The organism is Streptomyces taklimakanensis (genome assembly GCF_009709575.1).
In the GTDB taxonomy this organism is placed as follows: domain Bacteria; phylum Actinomycetota; class Actinomycetes; order Streptomycetales; family Streptomycetaceae; genus Streptomyces; species Streptomyces taklimakanensis.
In genome coordinates this window covers 5,412,117-5,427,702 of the sequence record NZ_WIXO01000001.1, presented here as the reverse complement: position 1 = coordinate 5,427,702, position 15,586 = coordinate 5,412,117, and the positions used below count along the sequence as shown (strand labels likewise).

The 15,586-nt window shown below is 72.3% G+C and carries 14 protein-coding genes, 1 tRNA gene and 1 pseudogene; 5 read left to right on the top strand and 11 right to left on the bottom strand.

From position 1 onward, the window contains the following. Positions 1 to 33: 33 nt before the first annotated feature. Together F0L17_RS23865 and selD are read right to left on the bottom strand one after the other, a co-directional pair. Complete coding sequence (locus F0L17_RS23865) at positions 34 to 1,242, bottom strand: ABC transporter substrate-binding protein (protein WP_155072651.1); 1,209 nt, start codon at positions 1,240 to 1,242, stop codon at positions 34 to 36. A 188-nt stretch (positions 1,243 to 1,430) separates the two neighbouring features. Beyond that, positions 1,431 to 2,495, bottom strand: a complete 1,065-nt coding sequence (gene selD / locus F0L17_RS23860) for a selenide, water dikinase SelD (protein ID WP_155072650.1) — start codon at positions 2,493 to 2,495, stop codon at positions 1,431 to 1,433. Positions 2,496 to 2,663: 168 nt separating this feature from the next. Here selD and F0L17_RS23855 point away from each other — a divergent pair. The 3 genes from F0L17_RS23855 (at position 2,664) to F0L17_RS23845 (ending at position 4,601) form a co-directional block, all read left to right on the top strand. Continuing rightward, positions 2,664 to 2,759, top strand: a tRNA-Sec gene (locus F0L17_RS23855). A 736-nt stretch (positions 2,760 to 3,495) separates the two neighbouring features. Then, a complete protein-coding gene (locus F0L17_RS23850; protein ID WP_155072649.1) occupies positions 3,496 to 3,921 on the top strand; it encodes a hypothetical protein in 426 nt (141 codons plus the stop codon). After that, complete coding sequence (locus tag F0L17_RS23845; RefSeq protein WP_155072648.1) at positions 3,918 to 4,601, top strand: HAD-IA family hydrolase; 684 nt, start codon at positions 3,918 to 3,920, stop codon at positions 4,599 to 4,601. Before F0L17_RS23850 ends, F0L17_RS23845 begins: the two co-directional genes overlap by 4 nt. A gap of 57 nt (positions 4,602 to 4,658) precedes the next feature. On the opposite strand, the gene F0L17_RS23840 is transcribed toward F0L17_RS23845, so the two are convergent. The 4 genes and pseudogenes from F0L17_RS23840 to F0L17_RS28570 all read right to left on the bottom strand — a co-directional run. Beyond that, positions 4,659 to 5,645 carry an EamA family transporter gene (locus tag F0L17_RS23840; RefSeq protein WP_155072647.1) on the bottom strand — a complete coding sequence of 329 codons (987 nt, stop codon included), beginning with the start codon at positions 5,643 to 5,645 and terminating at the stop codon, positions 4,659 to 4,661. Next, entirely contained in the window at positions 5,642 to 6,397 is a 756-nt protein-coding gene (locus tag F0L17_RS23835; RefSeq protein WP_155072646.1) for a hypothetical protein, read from the bottom strand. The genes F0L17_RS23840 and F0L17_RS23835 overlap by 4 nt, the downstream gene beginning before the upstream one ends. Positions 6,398 to 6,418: 21 nt before the next feature. Further along, a complete protein-coding gene (locus tag F0L17_RS23830) occupies positions 6,419 to 7,378 on the bottom strand; it encodes a methyltransferase domain-containing protein (RefSeq protein WP_155072645.1) in 960 nt (319 codons plus the stop codon). Between the two features lie 427 nt (positions 7,379 to 7,805). After that, positions 7,806 to 8,513: pseudogene (locus F0L17_RS28570) on the bottom strand (transposase family protein); the annotation flags it as partial. On the opposite strand from F0L17_RS28570, the gene F0L17_RS27825 reads away from it, so the two are divergent. Then, positions 8,394 to 8,672, top strand: coding sequence for an ASCH domain-containing protein (locus F0L17_RS27825; RefSeq protein ID WP_420802481.1), 279 nt, complete (start codon positions 8,394 to 8,396; stop codon positions 8,670 to 8,672). The pseudogene F0L17_RS28570 and the gene F0L17_RS27825 overlap by 120 nt on opposite strands. 403 nt (positions 8,673 to 9,075) lie before the next feature. Here F0L17_RS27825 and F0L17_RS28565 read toward each other — a convergent pair whose 3' ends face one another. The 4 genes from F0L17_RS28565 to selA all read right to left on the bottom strand — a co-directional run bounded on the left by F0L17_RS28565 (position 9,076) and on the right by selA (position 13,489). Beyond that, positions 9,076 to 9,477 carry a DUF6939 family protein gene (locus F0L17_RS28565; protein WP_420802449.1) on the bottom strand — a complete coding sequence of 134 codons (402 nt, stop codon included), beginning with the start codon at positions 9,475 to 9,477 and terminating at the stop codon, positions 9,076 to 9,078. Positions 9,478 to 9,636: 159 nt separating this feature from the next. Continuing rightward, on the bottom strand, positions 9,637 to 10,191 hold the full coding sequence (locus F0L17_RS23815; protein ID WP_155072644.1) for a DoxX family protein: 555 nt from the start codon (positions 10,189 to 10,191) through the stop codon (positions 9,637 to 9,639). A gap of 137 nt (positions 10,192 to 10,328) precedes the next feature. After that, positions 10,329 to 12,128, bottom strand: a complete 1,800-nt coding sequence (selB, locus tag F0L17_RS23810) for a selenocysteine-specific translation elongation factor (RefSeq protein WP_162466627.1) — start codon at positions 12,126 to 12,128, stop codon at positions 10,329 to 10,331. Positions 12,129 to 12,136: 8 nt separating this feature from the next. Beyond that, entirely contained in the window at positions 12,137 to 13,489 is a 1,353-nt protein-coding gene (selA, locus tag F0L17_RS23805) for an L-seryl-tRNA(Sec) selenium transferase (protein WP_155072643.1), read from the bottom strand. Between the two features lie 343 nt (positions 13,490 to 13,832). Here selA and F0L17_RS23800 point away from each other — a divergent pair, with 343 nt between their 5' ends. After that, positions 13,833 to 14,654 (top strand): PhzF family phenazine biosynthesis protein, encoded by an 822-nt coding sequence (locus F0L17_RS23800; RefSeq protein WP_155072642.1) that lies wholly within the window; start codon positions 13,833 to 13,835, stop codon positions 14,652 to 14,654. A 63-nt stretch (positions 14,655 to 14,717) separates the two neighbouring features. On the opposite strand, the gene F0L17_RS23795 is transcribed toward F0L17_RS23800, so the two are convergent. Continuing rightward, positions 14,718 to 15,560: a CPBP family intramembrane glutamic endopeptidase gene (locus tag F0L17_RS23795; RefSeq protein ID WP_155074117.1), complete on the bottom strand. Its 843-nt coding sequence runs from the start codon at positions 15,558 to 15,560 to the stop codon at positions 14,718 to 14,720. Between the last annotated feature and the right edge of the window lie 26 nt (positions 15,561 to 15,586).

Genomic DNA, 15,586 nt, shown 5'->3' with positions numbered 1-15,586 from the left:
CGGCTCGGCCGTCCCCGGCCGGCGCCGGGGTCGTCAGCCGAGCGGTACCAGGTCGCCGTCGAGGGGCAGTCCCTCGACCCGTCGATTGGTCACGGCGCGGAGCTCCCAGTCGTGCGCGCGGCCCGGCTGCCACTGTCCCCCGGACAGCCTCACGGTGGCGACGTTGGGTACGGGCCCGGCGGTCCAGTCCAGCGGCCCGGCGATGGTCTCCAGTCGGGCCCGACCGAGCGCCTCGGCCACCGAGGCCGCCTGCGTGGGGTCGTCCGCGGTGGTCAGGGCGTGGGCGGCCACCTCGAACAGGGCGTGGGCCAGACCGAGCGGTTGGAGCCACTGGCGGCCCGTGCCCTGCTCGTACGCCTCGGCCAGTTCCGCCGCGCTCGTCCCGTCGAGCGAGGAGCGGTAGGGGTGGTTCGGGGTCCAGTAGATCAGCGTCGCCACGTTCGCCTGGGCCGGCCGGCGGCCCGATCCGGTGGTGGAGGGAGGATAGGCGAGCCACCGTGAACAGGTGATCATTTTCGGTCGCACGCCCAGTTCGTCCGCCCGTTCCCGGAACAACGCCAGGTCCTTCCCGGTGGCCGCGCTGGTGACGACGTCCACGCCCTCGGCGCGGAACGCCGCCAGGTGCTCGTCGAACCCGACGGCGGGCTCGCGGTAGCCGACCGGGTCGACGAGACGGTGCCCGCGGGCGCGGGCCACCGGCGCGAAACCCTGCTCGGCGTGGCGCGACCAGTTCCCCTGCGGGCCGTCGTTCCACAGGCAGCCGACCGTCCGCGCCGGACCGCCGGCGGCCTCCCACAGGTCGGCGAAGGTCTCGGCGATGTCGTCCAGGCCCCAGCAGAAGTGGTAGGTCCAGCGGAACGGCCGCCGCGCCGTCGCGCCACGGCCGTAGTAGTAGACCTGCCAGGGGAAGGTGCTGGACACACAGGGGACGCCCTCCTCCTCGCAGGTGTCCGCGACGGCCGGGAGGACCTCCGTACCGGCCAGGGTCAGCACGATCCGCGCTCCCTCGTCCCGCACCAGCCGCCGCACCGCCTCCCGCGCGCCGTCGGCGCTCGACCGGCTGTCCCTGCTCGCCATGCGCACCGCGTGGTGCCGCCCGCCGTTGCGGATCCGGCGCAGTTCCGGCTCCAGCCGGGACATCACGAACGCCAGCGGGTCGCCCAGCTTCGCCAGCCGCCCCGTGCGCGCCACCACCACGCCGATGGTGAGGGCGTCCCCGTCTCCGCCGCCTGTCGCTCCCATGGCCACTCCTTCCGTCGAACCGGACGTCACACCGGGTCAACCCCGGGACGGAGGGGACGTCACGCTCCACCGCGGGGAGCGTGACGCGGAACGGCGGGGGACGTGGCACGGTGCGCGCCGTGCGGTGGGGTCCGCGCCCCGGCGCGCTCACCGAGGCCCGTCGGGACCTCCGGGAACGGCGACGGGCGTCAGCGGACCACCAGGGTGTGTTCCCCGGCCTCGACCAACTCGCCGACCACGGGCGCGCCGGGAACCTCTCCGGCCACCAGCAGACCGCCGGAGGTCTGGGCGTCGGCCAGCAACAGCCGGGTGTGCTCGTCCGCGGAGCCGAAGTCGGTGTGCGGGGCGACCCAGTCGAGGTTGCGGCGGGTGCCTCCGCTGACGTAGCCGTCACGGACCGCCTCCCGGGCCCCCGCCAGGTAGGGGACGGCGGCGGAGTCCACCACGGCGGTCACCCCGGAGGCACGGGCCAGTTTGTACAGGTGGCCCAGCAGTCCGAAGCCGGTGACGTCGGTGGCGCACCGGACGCCCGCCGCGACGGCCGCCTCGGATGCCTCGCGGTTGAGGGCGGCCATGGTCTCCACGGCGTGCTCGAACACCTCGCCGGTGGACTTGTGCCGGTTGTTGAGCACGCCCACGCCGAGCGGCTTGGTCAGCGACAGCGGCAGCCCCGGCCGTCCCGCGTCGTTGCGCAGCAGCCGCTCGGGGTCGGCGATCCCGGTGACCGCCATGCCGTACTTGGGCTCGACGTCGTCGACGCTGTGGCCGCCGCCGACGTGGCAGCCCGCCTGCCCGGCCACCTCCAGCCCGCCGCGCAGCACCTCACGGGCCAGCTCGAACGGAAGCTTCCCGCGCGGCCAGCCCAGCAGGTTCACCGCCACCAGAGGCCGTCCGCCCATGGCGTAGACGTCCGAGAGGGCGTTGGCCGCGGCGATGCGTCCCCAGTGGTAGGGGTCGTCCACCACGGGGGTGAAGAAGTCGGCGGTGGCGACGACGGCGGGGCCGCCCCGCGGACCGGGGAGACGGACGGCGGCCGCGTCGTCGCCGGTGTCCAGGCCCACCAGCAGTTCGCCCGTCGGAGCGCCGGGGGCGCTCCCCAACAGTCCCGCCACGGCCTCCTCCAGCTCGCCGGGCGGGATCTTGCAGGCGCAACCGCCACCGTGCGCGTACCGCGTCAGCCGTACGGGCTCCTCTCCCGCCGCGTCCCGTGCCTCCCGCGCCTCCCGGTCGGACGTCCCGCCTCGGGTGTACATCGTGCTCCCCTCTCGCCCGACCGGAGCGGGGCGTCCCTCACCGGGCCCGGTCGGGTGTCGCGGCACCGACTGCCCCGGGAACGCGGATCGAAACGCCGGACGGGAGTTTGACTCGCCCTCAGGGGCGGGTTTGGATGTTCGGCGTCCGGGCACGAGCGTGCTCGGCGTGGAGGCGTATGGGTGCCTGGTGGCCCCCCCGGTCTTCAAAACCGAGGTGCCCGAGGATCTCGGGCAGGCGGGTTCGATTCCCGTCCGCCTCCGCCAGCCGACCTGCGGAAACGCGCGCCCGACCTACTCCCGGGGAGCCCCGAAAGGATCCGGCCATGGCCGCGCTGCCCTACCCTCACCCGTATGGCGTGCGTGGAACGGAGACCGCCCCGGAAGGACGCTTCCACATGGCATGACGCGAAGCCACGCCCGCGAAAAGCGCTGCGAGCAGTTCGGCGACCACCGGGTGGCGGCAGCCGACCGCGCCGCCCACGGGCCGAACGCCCGCTCTTGCGTCCGGGCCCCGGGTTTCTTCGGCACCGGTGTCCACGACGGGAACCAGCCCCCGCGGTTCGCCCGGCAGTCGGTGGCGCGGCCTCCCGCTGCTCGGGCGTCATGCGGTCACGGAGCTCGGTCAGGGGGCTTCCTGCGGAATGCCGTGATGACGGTCCCCGTCCCGTGTGTCGGGACGAGGGCCCGGGGCGGCCGGCAGCGTGGCGATGGTCTTCGTCACGCGGTCACGGCCGTCACCCGCACGCACGACCTCGCTCTCGCCGCGTGATCAGCACAGCGCCGAACCGCGGCTCAACCTGCTTGCTCGCAGCCTTCCGCAACACGCTTCGAGGCGTCCCTCTCCCACGAGACCGTCCGCTGCCACACCAGAGGCTTCGCGCCGGTCCCCTGTGTTGCCGTGTCCGGCCCCGGGCGTAGAGCCGGGGTCCCCATTCGTTCCCGGAACGGGGCGTCGGAAGGGCCGCCCGCGGAATGTCGTAAGACGAAGAGGGGGAACGGCATGAGCGCAGAGCAGCACGACAGGGAGAAGCCATTGCGGTGGCGGGGGAAGTCGGGCGAGAAGGCGGTGGAGGAAGGCCCACTCAGCGGGGTGTTGCGGCAGAACACCCGCGACCTGTCCGTCTCCACAGCGGTGGACGCCGCTGTCGCCGTGGTGGGCGACAGCGGGCCGGCACGGGCGTTTCCCCGGTCGTTCCCCGCCCGCCTGGATCACCGCGAACACCGCGTGGTCACTGACCGGCCGGCTGAGGAGCAGCGCTTCGCCGGGCACGATCCGAACGAGGGGGACGGGGCACCGACGGACATCGTCGAACGGGTCCACGCCGTCTGTGGGCAACGCTATGCGGTGGTACCTGACACCGGCCCCGGGCGGCGGAGCCACGAGACGTCTCGGGAGATCGCCGCGGTCGTGGTGGGAGCGCCGTGACCGGCTCTGCGGTCCTGTTCGACCTGGACGGCACTCTGGTGGACAGCGGTCCGGCGTACTTCGAGGCCGAGCGCGACACCCTGGCGCATTTCGGGGGGATGTCGTTCACGTGGGAGGAGCACGCCGCGTTCATCGGGGTCGGCAGTCGGGAGATGTGGGAGCGTGTGCGGGTTGCGTACAGTCTGAACGTTTCGGCCGATCACCTGCTGCGGCACAGCAACCGGTTGTACCTGGAGTACGTGCGGCAGGCGGTGAAGGTGTTCCCCGCCACGGCAGACCTGGCGCGCCGGCTGCACAGGGCGGGCGTTGCCGTGGCTGTCGCCTCCGGGTCCTCACGCGAGGTTGTCCGGACGGTCCTGGCTGCGAGCGGACTGGACGAGGTGTGCGCGGTGTTCGTATCCGCGGAGGAGGTCGGGCGTGGAAAGCCCGATCCGGCTGTGTTCCTGGAAGCGTGTCGGAGGTTGGGGGCCCGGACCGAACGGTGTGTCGTGGTGGAGGACTCGGCGGTGGGGGTCGAGGCGGGACTGCGCGCGGGCATGCGATGTGTGGCGGTGACGGCCGCCGCCGCCCGGCCGTGGGAAGCGGAGCGGCGTGCGGGCCGGATCCTGGCAGTGGAGCACGCGGATTTCCGGGTGAGTGAGGTCCATGCCTGGATCACCGACACCTCTCCGGCATGGTAGCCGTCTCCGCCGGGTCGGGCCTGCGGGCCGGTTCCGGCGGAGACACGGCGTTCGTGGTCAGAGCCGGCTGCTCGCCGATCTGCCGTCGACGACCAGCACCCCGACGGTGCACAGCAGCACGCATGCCGCCCCGGCGGCGGCGATGGTGCCGCCGAAGGTGCGTCCGTCCAGAAGCAGGACGCAGGTGGACAGAAGGGGGGTGGCGTAGCCCAAAGGGGCGAGGCGGCCGTGACTGCGGGTCATCCCCACGCTCCACAGCAGGTATCCGGCGGCACAGGGCCCGACACCGACGTAGATCATGGCCCACCAGGCCGTGGTGGGAGTCCAGTCCGCGCCGGTGGCCAGCGCGATGACGAGAGAGGAGCAGCAGGCAACGGTCCCGCCGATGATCATGACGCGCCGGGCCGGTACACGAGTGCGGCCGACCCCCAGCGTGTAGAACGCCATGAAGAGGGCGGACAGCAAGGCGCTGACGTATCCCAGGGGGCTGCCGGAGGCGGAGTGGCCACCTTGCACCAGAGTCATCATGGCCACGCCGGTGAAGCCGACGAAGGCGAACACCAGGCTCGCGGCGGTGCTCTTGTTTCGAACGGTCACCGCGAGCCAGACAGCGGCGAACATGGGCCATCCGTAGGCGATGATGTTCGATTCCACGACAGGCGCGTAGGCGAAGCCGACGTATTGGAACGTCATGGTGCCGCCGAAGCCAAGAGTTCCGACCCAGATGGCAGTTCGCCAGTCCCCGCGCGTAGGTGTCTGTCGCAGGGGGGTGCTGCCCGCGGAGGGCGGCCGCCGCCGGGAGCGCGTCCGGACGACTGTCTCCACCACCCCGAGGGCAAGGGTGCCGGAGGCGAACTGAAGGAAAAGCACGATGCCCAGGTCCAGGGTGGCGAGGGCGGAGGAGCCGGCGAGCGCGTTGGTGGACCAGAAGGCGATCCCGCCGAGTGCGAAGGCGGCGCCCGCACGGCGGGGATCGGGTCGTGATGCGCCGGGGCCCGGCCTGGCTGGAGTGCCCGGCCGGACCCCGTGGGCGGACTGGTTCACGCGGCCTTCCGCGCGGCGAGGTAGGCCGGCAGTTGACGTTCGCGGACGTCGGCGACGTACTCGTCTACCCACTCGAAATCGGGATTGTCCGCCGCCAGGTAGTACATGGGATTGTTTTCGATGTAGGGGTGGGCGACCGAGCGGAGGTTCATGGTCAGGGTGATTCGCGTCCCCCGGGTCATCGGCTCCGTACGATGCGCGACGCGCATGAGCTGGCCGAACATGCTGCTGCCGACCTTGTGTTGCAGATGGATCATCCGATCGGACGGAAGGACGTGACCTTTCTGGACGGCAGCCATCGCGGCGTCGAAGTCGCCTTGGAAGATTTCCAGTCGTCCGCCTACCGCATCGTCCACCTCAAGCGCCACCAGCTCGGTTACCGGAGGACCGTCCCCGTGCCAGTCGACGGTTCCGTCTTCGGGGCCCATGAAGGTGAGTGCGGTGCTGATCACACTGTGGGGGTACGGCTCCAACTCGGTGCCGGCCAACTCGCTGAGGCTCTCGATGCGCCCAGGCCAGTGCACAAGCTCCTTGATTTCGGGGATGAATTTCTGAGCGTTCCGAATGAAACGCAGGTTGAGGTGCACGTTGGCGCTCTGTTCCTCCTTGATCGCGAGTGCCTTGTCCCTGATCGTCTTCAGGAGGTCGGAGGGGTAGTCATGCTGCAGTTGCATGACGCCCAGGTCGCTGATCTTCCAGTGTTCGTCCTTGCCCAGCAGCGTTGACCGGTCGATGGAGAATTCAGTGCGCATTGTGCTCCTTCGATGAGGGGGTCAGACGGAGTGGTCCAGGCCGATGACAGCGGTCAGCGAGTGGCCGACGCCCAGCCCGGGCGAGATCCTGTGCTCGATGGCACGCAATCCGCGGGCCAGCGAGCGGGCTCCGGCAGCCGAAAGGTACTGTCGCCCGGAGTACCTCCGAGCGATCTCGCCATCCCACTGGGCGGCGAATCGGTGGTGAAAGGAAGAGATCGGCCAGGGTGCCTGACGCACGGGGGAAGGGAACATGAGGTCGCGGGCCGCGATGGCCCCGTCACCCGCCTCGAGGCGGTTGATCAGGTCGCGGTAGGGAGAGAGAGTGGGGTTGTACTGGCGTGTGCTGGTGTGGCGGCCGACCATGATCGACCGGTCGTGGAATGTCACCCTCTCAAAGGTGCTTCCAGCCTGTTGTACAGCCTCTCCGATACACGCCAGGAGAGCTTGAGAATCCCAGAAGGACATAGGCGTAGCCGAACTCGGCTTCTTGCTGTTGAAGAAGCTCATGTGGTAGTCGCGGTGCGCGCTCTCCCAGTGAGGTTCCCACTCCAGGGAGTACCTGCCCAGGACATCGACGACCACGGACGAGCGACTCCGATTGCGCCTGATGGTACGGAAAATGTTCGCGAGGGTGCGCGTCAGTTCGTCGGGCGCCAAGTGCGAGTACGGGACACCGCAGGAGAAATACACGTCAGCGGGTTCCTCCGGCAGATCGTATCGCATGTCGCCCTCGACGAACGACGTGCCGGGACGGTCGGCGAACTGTTCCCTGGCGAGTCCGAGCAGACCCACGTCAAGGTCGATCCCGGTGTAGTGGAGCGTGCGCGACGATGCCTGCACGAGCGGGAGCATCAGGCGGAGCCCCTCGGCCGCACCACAGCCGATGTCCACCACTCTGAGATCCGAGCGCCCGCCGGTGTACCTGAAGGATTCCGAGATGATCCCCGCCGTGACGGGTTCCTCCCATAAGACCTTCACCGGGTCCCTACGCGACGCCGATGAATAGTGATCTCGGGCCGCGACATAGACTTTTCCCGTTGTTCCAGTCAATTTGGGCCCACCCCTGCCGGTCGGGAGTCAAAGCCTTGCGTGGTTTTTTCCACAGGAGGCGTGTCTCCGGCGGCGCCGAGCGCACACGCTATTTTCGAGCCATAGAAGGAATCGGCCCTTCCGGTTTCCTCCTCCCGGAAGCCGGAAAGGGACGGAGAAGACCACCACCAGGTCTGCCCCCTCGGCATGCGCATTCACTTCGAGTTCATCCAGGGACGGGCTTGACCGAAAGTGATGCCTGTTCTCCTCCCACAAGCCACGCACCGAACTACGACACCGACGCTCATGGCCGAGTTGCGCCCCTGCGCGGTTCCGCCCGCCCGACGCCGGGACCGTCCTGTGCTCCTTTCCAGAGTTGCCGCTCCAGGACGAGGACGGCAGCCGGGATTAACGACAGACGGCTCGGGCTGCACCGGTCCCGGCGAGGGCCCGTCAGGGCTTCAGATTCGCGACGCTCCGTTCGACCGGTACTCGCGCCACCGAAAGGGTCCGGTTCACCGTGCGCTGGGTCGGGGTGGGTTTCCGGCGGGTCAGGCGTTTGACCGGCACGATCACCCAGGTGCCGTGCCGGCCCCGACATCCGCGCGCCGGCGAGGACGGGATGCCCGGCGTTCGCGGATCCGGTGGATGCGGGCTGTGGTGGAGTCGCGGCTCTGGTCGGGAACGCGGGTGAGATCCACAGCAGCCGTCCCACTCAAATCGGTCGGAACCCGCACGTTCACGCCGTGGCGGTGAGGGGGCTGGGAGAAGTCGGCCCGGCTGTCACCGACGCGGTCACACTCGGCGAGCGTGCCGTTGAGCGGGACGTGTTCGGGGTCGGCTTCTCACAGGAAAGGCAGTAGTCCGGGTGCCCGTTCGACAGGAGGTCGATGACGGCGGTGGCGTGGACATGAGCGGTATGAACGGAGGTTTTGCAACCGGAGAGCGCTCGGCGCAAGTGTGTCTGCCGACGGAGGCGTACAAGGAGGAGACGCCGGCCCAAGTCGGGGCGAGTTTCGGAGTGTCCGGCCGGATCAAGGGCACCGACGAGACGTGCGACGTCCTCGTGAAGCGAGTCACCGAGTACCCCGACTTCGAGTCGCTGCTCGACGGTGAGGGACCGGCGAACGTGAACCCGACGAGCTCGCGTGAGCAGCAGCTCGCGAACATCCGCAGCATCTACCCGCCCGAGAAGGAGCGGCTCGGCGCTTTCGCGATCGAGGTCGAGCTGCTCAACCAGTGACCGGACACGGCGTCTGATGCTGGGGCGCTCGGCGGTCGAGCTGTCGTCCCCCACCGGGTTCCCCTTCGTGCCCTGTCCGCCTGCGTCCCCCTCGTGGGCGAGCAAGGCTACTCGTTGCGTACGAGGTCGGCGAGGCGTTCCTGCGACATGCGGCGCTCGCGGCGCATGGTCCGGATGCGGTCCCCGATGCCCCGGCGGCGCTGTAGCACCCACTCGGGTGGGGGCCGATCCGTGGCGGCATCCGTACACTGACGTGATCATGGTCGGGTGTCTGCATATTCAAGTCGGCAGTTCTGTGTTGGACGGTCCGATGACCCCGTTCGCACTCACTCGCCGGGAACCCTGGGCGGTCGTTCCCGCGTCCCGTTCCCCCTCGGGAACAGCGCGAGCGGTCCACGCTGACTCACGCTGGTCCGACCGCCGGACCGACCCCCTCACCCTCACACGGCCGCTCTCCCCGGATGTACAGCCGGAGAAGCGCGGCATGGGAGAGCGGAACGCTCCGGTCGTCCACGTCCCCGTTGGTGGTGTGATCGAGGAACACCACATCCGTCGTCGCGGCCCTCTCCCGGAGCCGTTCGACCGACTCCGCGACGCGGTTCTCCAGGCCCCATCGGCAGGTCGGCAGGTGGACGAGGCGACGAGCCGCCTCGTAGGACAGCAACCGGCCACCGTCCGGCCCCCTGCGGTGCCCCGACACCGGCCCCGTACCCCGTGGTGACGTCGAGCTTCGACAGGTCGACGTCGGCGTCTCCGGGAGACGCCCTGGCGAGCGAGGCGGGAGTCCGGCGGCGTCCGGCCACATGGATCGCCATCGGAGGGGTTCCCCTCTCGGCGGCATCGCCGCCCAGCGCCTCCGATGCCTCCGACACCGGCTCGACGGAATTCCCCCGGACCGGCGTCGGAGGCGCCGGAGGCGCCACGAGGGTCCGGGCGAACCGAGGTGCCGGGGGTGTCGCGGGCGTCAGCCCGAGACGGTCCCCGCGCCGGGGGGAGCGGCCTGCTCGGGTCCGTTGCCGAGCGTGCCGGCGCGGCGACGCAGGACCACGGAGGCGGCCGCGGCGGCCGCGGCGAAGGCGGCGGCCGTCATCCAGGGGCGGTTGAGGCGGTGGCCCAGCGCGTGGTCGAGGGAGTGGCTCCCCGGGCCGGTGACGCCGAGGCAGGCGGCGGCGAAGCCGAGGAACGCCGGGTACTCGTAGCCCCCCTCGGTGACGAAGAAGCCCGCCGGGGCGTGGACCGACACCGCGCCCGCCATGGTCCCCGCGACCGCGGCTCCGGCGGCCGGGGTGGCCAGCCCCAGGGCCAACAGCGCGCCGCCGCCCGCCTCGGCCAGTCCGGAGGCGAGCGCGCTCGCCCTGCCGGGCCGGAAGCCCATCTGCTCCATCGCGTTCCGGGTGCCCTCCAGCCCGTGTCCGCCGAACCAGCCGAAGAGCTTCTGGGCGCCGTGCGCGAACAGGACGCCGCCGGTACCCGCCCGCAGGGCGAGCAGTCCCAGGTCGGTGCGGTTCGACTTCGGCATGGGGATCACCTCTCGACGGCCGGATCTCCCGTCCAGGTTCCAGGGTCTCCCCCGGATCCACCATCCACGTGGTCCGTTCGGGTCGATCGGCGTCGATGCCGGGGCGGTGTCGGAAGCGGCGTCGGCAGCGGCGGCTCTCAGCGCGTTTCCGCTCCGGCGGGCGGCGGCTCGCAGCGGCGCAGGGTGCCGTCCAGACGGACCGTCAGCCCGCGCTCGTCCAGGTGCTCCAACAGGGGGATCGCCACCCTGCGCGTGGTGTCCAGGGCGCGGCGGGCCTCGCTGGTGGTGAACGGTTGCTCCAGACGCGCCAACAGGGCGGCGGCCCTCGTGTCGGCGCCGGGCAGCAGCACGACGCCGTCGCCGACCTTCAGCAGGGCGCCCGCGGCGACGGCCGCGGCGATCACGTTGGGGGTCAGGCCGAGTTCGGCCAACCGGTGGGCCTCCGGGGCCCGGAAGGGCGCGCGACGCAGCTCGGCGCGGACGGTGTCGACCGCCCGCCGCACTCCGGGCGGCAGGTGCGGTCGGGCGTCGCCGCCGTAGAGCCGTCCGTCGCGCTGCCGCACCCGCGCTCCGTTCCGGGGGGCGGTGTCCACCAGCGCCTGGACGAGGGAGCGCTCGGGCAGGTCGAGGGCGCGGCGGGCGGCCTCGACGGGCAGCCCGGGGTCCATCGGGTGGCGGGCGGCGTGCTCCTCGACCGTCCGGACCAGGCGCCGCCGCAGTTCGGCCCAGTGCTCGGGGTCGGCGAGCCACTCCCCGGCGACGGGTTCCGCCGGGACCGGTACCCCCATGGCCCGCAGGTCGGCGCGGCGCACCAGTTTGCGGCGGCTCAGTTCGGCCGCGCCGTCCGGGACGCCGGTGACGGTCTCCAGCTCGCGGGCCCGGGCCTTCCCCGCGCCGCGCCGTTCCAGCCGGGGCGGCCGGACGTCGAGCACGGTGAGCCCGGCGGGGATCCGGTGCCGTCCGGGATCGCGCAGCAGCGCGGTGTCCCCCACCCACAGCGGCAGGGGGCGGGCGAGCGTCAGCCGGGCGGTGTCGGTCCCCAACGGCCGGACGGTGACGGGGACCGCGGCCGACCCGGCGTGCAGGACGAGGTGCCGGGGCAGGTCGGCCGCCGGGTCGCCGCGCAGCCGCGCGTCCACCAGGGCGGTGGTGAGCCGGCGTTCCGGGGTCAGCAGGGCGTCGCCCCGGTGGAGGGCGTCGGCCGCGGCGCCGTGGACGTTGACCGCGACACGGGCGACCGCGCCCACCTCCTCGCGGTCCTTCTTGAGGGACTGCAGGCCGCGGACGCGCACGGCCGTGCCGTCGGAGGCCAGGACGAGGCGGTCGCCGGCGCGGATCGTGCCCGCGGCGAGCGTGCCGGTGACCACGGTGCCGCGGCCGCGCACGGTGAAGGAACGGTCCACCCACAGCCGTACGTCGGCGGCCCGGTCCGGTTCGGGCAGGGCGGCGGTCAGCCGGGTCAGGGCGGCGCGCAGTTCGTCCAGGCCCTCGCTGGTGACGGAGCTGACGGCCACCGACTCGACCTCGCCCAGCGAGGTCCTCGCGATCCTGGCGAGCGCGTCGCGGCGCACCGGTTCCGGTTCGGCGAGGTCGGCGCGGGTGACGGCGAGCACGCCGTGCCGCACCCGCAGGGCGTCCAGGACGGCCAGGTGCTCCTCGGACTGCGGCTGCCACCCCTGGTCGGCGGCGACCACCAACAGCACGGCGGGTACGGGGCCGACACCGGCGAGCATGTTCCCGACCAGCTTCTCGTGGCCCGGTACGTCGACGAAGGCGACCGTCCCGCCGCCGGGCAGCTCGGTCCACACGAAGCCCAGGTCGAGGGTGAGGCCGCGGCGGCGCTCCTCCTCCCACCGGTCGGGTTCCATGCCGGTGAGGGCGCGGACGAGGGCGGACTTGCCGTGGTCGACGTGTCCGGCGGTGGCGACGACGTGCACCGGTGCGTTCACTCCTTCTCACGAGCAGCGGCGGACGTGCCCGCCCGCCGCACCGTGTCGGCCAGGTCGGCGTCCCGTTCCTCGGGAACGGTGCGCAGGTCCAGCAGGCAGCGTCCGCCCTCGACCCTGCCCAGTACGGCGGGAGTGCCCCGCCGCAGGGGCGCGGCGTACTCCTCGGGCAGGGAGACGGCCGCGCTGGGCAGCGTGACACCGGGGGCACCGCCGCCGCCGACTGCGGCCTCGCTCTCCACGGCCCGGGCGTCGACGTCCGAGCCGCGCAGCTCGGCGGCCAGGCGTTCGGCGCGTTCCCGCAGGCGTCGGGGATCGGCGTGCAGCATGGTGTGGACGGGGCCGGCCGGGCCGCGCACGGTGGCCTCCAGGGCCGCCAGGGTGAGCTTGTCGACGCGCAGTGCCCGGGCGAGGGGATGGCGCGACAGGCGGCGCACGAGGTCGGCCCGGCCGAGGATCAGGCCGCACTGGGGGCCGCCCAGCAGCTTGTCGCCGCTGGCCGTGACCAGGGACGCGCCCGCGCGCAGCCAACCGGTGGCGTCCGGCTCGTCGGGCAGCGCGGGATCGCGGCGCAGCAGTCCGGAGCCGATGTCGGCGACCACCGGAACGCCGAGGCGGGACAGTTCGGCGACGGAGGCCGACCGGGTGAAGCCGGTGATGCGGAAGTTGGAGGGGTGCACCTTCAACACGAAGCCCGTGTCGGGACCGATCGCCGCCGCGTAGTCGTCGGCGGTGGTGCGGTTGGTGGTGCCGACCTCGCGCAGCCGGGCGCCGGTGGAGACCAACAGGTCCGGCAGGCGGAACCCGTCGCCGATCTCGACCATCTCGCCCCGACTGACGACGATCTCCTTGCCCGCCGCGAGCGCGGTGGCCGCCAGGACGAGCGCGGCGGCCCCGTTGCCCACCACGTGGGCGGCCTCGGCGGCCGGTACGGCCTCGGTCAGGGCCGCCACGGTCGAGGCGCCGCGCCGGGAGCGGGCGCCGGTGGCCAGGTCGAGTTCCACGTCGGTGGGGCCGCAGGCGGCGTCGATCGCCTCCCGCGCGGCTCTCGACAACGGAGCGCGCCCGAGGTTGGTGTGGAGCAGGACGCCGGTGGCGTTGACCACCGGGCGCAGGCCCCCGACCGTCTCCGGGAGGGCCGCGGCCGCGGCGTCGGTGACGGCCTCCGGCGGAATCTCGCCCCTGCGGGCCCGTTCCAGGGCGCGGACGACGACCGTCTTCACCAGGGGGCGGCCCAGCCGGTCGGCGGCATCGGTCAGACGGGGGTCGGCGAGCACCGTGTCCGTGCGGGGGAGACGGCGCCGCGGGTCCGGCCCTCTCCTCCCCGCCGTCGTCGTGGTGTCGCGGTCCATCCGATGACCTCCAGTCGGACGCGGTACGGGTGCGGGCCCGTCCGTCCGCCGTACGGGTGACAGCCGCCCCGGCGCGACGTCGGGCGTCGGCCAGGATAGGCGCGCGGGCAGCGGTGCCGGTGGCGGCGCACCGCGCCGTCTCCGGCGGGGTGTCCGTGTCTCGCCTTCGCCTTCCCGCTCGGGTGCGCGGAGGTGGAGGGGGACGGACGACGACGGGCAGGGGAACGACCGAGGAACGGTGGGGAAACGCCCGGGGCGGCGGGACGTCGGCGGGGCCATTCGGAGGCCACTCGACCGCCTTTGGCCGTGGTCCTCCCCGTGGGACGCTCCTAGGCTGACGATCATGAGGATTCGCATCGTCGACGCGTTCACCGACCGTCCCTTCACCGGCAACCCGGCCGCCGTCGTACTCCTGGACTCGGGGCCGTTCCCCGGTGACGACCGGCTCCAGAGACTCGCGGCCGAGGTCAACCTCTCCGAGACCGCGTACGCCCGCCCGCTGCCGGAGGACTCGGAGGCCGACTGGGCACTGCGCTGGTTCACCCCCACCACCGAGGTCAACCTCTGCGGCCACGCCACGCTCGCCACCGCCCACGTCCTGCACTCCACCGGCGCTGCGAGCGGCACCGTCCGGTTCGCCACCCGCAGCGGCATCCTCACCGCGACCACGGCGGCCGACGGCTCGGTCACCCTGGACTTCCCCACCGCCCCGCTCACCGAGGTCGAGGTGGACGACGACGTCCGCGCGGCCCTGGGCGCCGACGTGCTCTCCGCCCACGACACCGGCCCCAACGTGGGCGACCTGCTGGTGGAGCTGGCCGACGAGAAGACCGTGCGCGCCCTGTCCCCCGACCTGTCCGCCGTGGCGCGGCTGGACCACCGGGGCGTCATCGTCACCGCTCCCGCGGCCGAGGAGGGCGTCCCCTACGACTACGTGTCCCGCTTCTTCGGTCCGGCCGTCGGCATCGACGAGGACCCGGTGACCGGAAGCGCCCACACCGCGCTCGCCCCCCTGTGGTCGGCGCGTCTGGGCCGCGAGGAGCTGACCGGCCTCCAGGCGTCGCCCCGCACCGGCCTGGTCCGCACCGCACTGCGCGGCGACCGGACGCTGCTGACCGGCGACGCCGTCACCGTCATCGACGGTGACCTGCTCATCGGGCCGTGACCCGCCGACGCCGGGCCGTGCCGAGGAGGCCGCCGGTACGTCCGCCCGGTGGCCGGGCGGACGTCAGGCCGTGGGGAGCCAGCCCACCCGGCCGGCCAGCAGCGCGTACCCGACGAACGCCACGATGTCGATCAGGGCGTGCGCCGCGACCAGCGGGCCGACCCGCCCCCACCGCCGGTACAGCAGAACGAACACCACGCCCATCACCACGTTCCCGACGAAGCCACCGATCCCCTGGTAGAGGTGGTACGAACCGCGCAGCAGCGAACTGGCGGCCAGCGCGGCCGTCGGCGTCCAGCCCAGTCGGTCGAGCCTGCGCAGCAGGTAGCCGACGACGATGACCTCCTCCACCACGGAGTTCTGGATCGCCGAGGCGATCAGGACCGGGATCTTCCACCACACGTCCGGCAGCGACTCGGGCACCACGGTGAGGTTGAAGCCGCTCGCCCGCGCGGCCAGGTAGAACAGCAGTCCGCTGCCTCCGATGCCCGCGGCGACCACCGCGCCGCGGGCCAGGTCGGAACCGGGACGGCGCAGGTCGAGGCCGATCCCCCGCAGTCCCGGTCCGCTGCCTCCGCCGTTCGGGGGCTCGCGGGTGAGGAGGTGGGCGACGAGCAGCACCGGCACCAGGGCGGTGGCGATGCCGAACACCTGCCAGGCCAGGTCCAGCCAGGGGCGGTCGGGGGCGTGGGAGCCGTTGAGCCGGGCGGCCTGGTCCTTCAGTCCGCCCGGCCGGGTCAACGCCCCGACGAAGCCGATGAGCGCCGACAGACCGCTCGCTCCCAGCGACAGCGCCAGGACGATCAGCGTCTCGCGTCCCAGGATCCGGCGCGACGCGAGGGTCTCGTCGTCGGCCTCCCTTCCCCGTGCGCCGCGCTCCCGACCGCGTCCGTCGTCGTCCCACATCCGTACCCGCACTCCGTCTCCCGGTC

Bases quoted from the DNA above. Each gene is read 5' to 3' on its own strand.
- F0L17_RS23865 (WP_155072651.1), bottom strand. From the start codon at position 1,242: ATGGGAGCGACAGGCGGCGGAGACGGGGACGCCCTCACCATCGGCGTG.
- F0L17_RS23835 (WP_155072646.1), bottom strand. From the start codon at position 6,397: ATGCGCACTGAATTCTCCATCGACCGGTCAACGCTGCTGGGCAAGGAC.
- F0L17_RS23850 (WP_155072649.1), top strand. From the start codon at position 3,496: ATGAGCGCAGAGCAGCACGACAGGGAGAAGCCATTGCGGTGGCGGGGG.
- selA (WP_155072643.1), bottom strand. From the start codon at position 13,489: ATGGACCGCGACACCACGACGACGGCGGGGAGGAGAGGGCCGGACCCG.
- F0L17_RS23795 (WP_155074117.1), bottom strand. From the start codon at position 15,560: ATGTGGGACGACGACGGACGCGGTCGGGAGCGCGGCGCACGGGGAAGG.
- F0L17_RS28565 (WP_420802449.1), bottom strand. From the start codon at position 9,477: ATGTGGCCGGACGCCGCCGGACTCCCGCCTCGCTCGCCAGGGCGTCTC.
- F0L17_RS23815 (WP_155072644.1), bottom strand. From the start codon at position 10,191: ATGCCGAAGTCGAACCGCACCGACCTGGGACTGCTCGCCCTGCGGGCG.
- F0L17_RS23800 (WP_155072642.1), top strand. From the start codon at position 13,833: ATGAGGATTCGCATCGTCGACGCGTTCACCGACCGTCCCTTCACCGGC.
- selD (WP_155072650.1), bottom strand. From the start codon at position 2,495: ATGTACACCCGAGGCGGGACGTCCGACCGGGAGGCGCGGGAGGCACGG.